This window comes from Vibrio sp. 05-20-BW147 (genome assembly GCF_013369385.1).
Lineage (GTDB): Bacteria > Pseudomonadota > Gammaproteobacteria > Enterobacterales > Vibrionaceae > Vibrio > Vibrio floridensis.
Genome location: NZ_SZTO01000096.1, coordinates 1 through 559, shown reverse-complemented (window position 1 = coordinate 559; position 559 = coordinate 1). Strand labels below are relative to the sequence as shown.

Here is a 559-nt window from a genome sequence, read left to right as displayed (position 1 = left end):
AGATGCTCCGTCTATTTTAACCACAGGAATTTCACTTAAATTCAGGTCATTGAGACAGCGGGCATTCACAGCCCAACCAGTAAACTCAACTTTACCAGCCGCTATTTCAGCTTCGGTTAGCTTGCTTGGTTTACGAAACGGTAGGATGCCACATTTAGGACAAAAGTAATCTTCCGCGGTCCCACTGCCCCATTGATACAAACTTGCATTCGTAAGTGGGGTAAGCACTGTTAAATTTTCTTTAGGCACTCGAAAGTTTAGCGCGCCTCTCCGAATACAGATTGAGCAATTACATTCGCGAAGATGGTCAATATCAGCTAAAACCTCAAATTTTATCAGCCCACAATGACATGAGCCGGAATGCATTTTTGGCATTTTGCCTCCAAAGTACATAACGCTGCGTTAAGGGGTGAATGCCGCCTAAACCAACCTTCTGCAGACCACTTTCACCACCAAAACTCACTGCAAACCAAAAATGCCACGCGGCATGAATCCCTCTTGAACGCCTTGTTAGCCTTTAATCGTTTAGCGAGAAGGCTTGTCCATGAACAGACTTATA

The 559-nt window shown here is 44.5% G+C and carries 1 protein-coding gene and 1 pseudogene; both read right to left on the bottom strand.

Annotated features, from left to right (window positions below; translation table 11 throughout):
- On the bottom strand, window positions 1-375 hold a 375-nt coding region (locus tag FC652_RS20210), incomplete at its 3' end, for a GFA family protein (RefSeq protein ID WP_176299914.1).
- A 16-nt stretch (window positions 376-391) separates the two neighbouring features.
- Window positions 392-493, bottom strand: a pseudogene (locus FC652_RS20910) (DUF3265 domain-containing protein); the annotation flags it as partial.
- Between the last annotated feature and the right edge of the window lie 66 nt (window positions 494-559).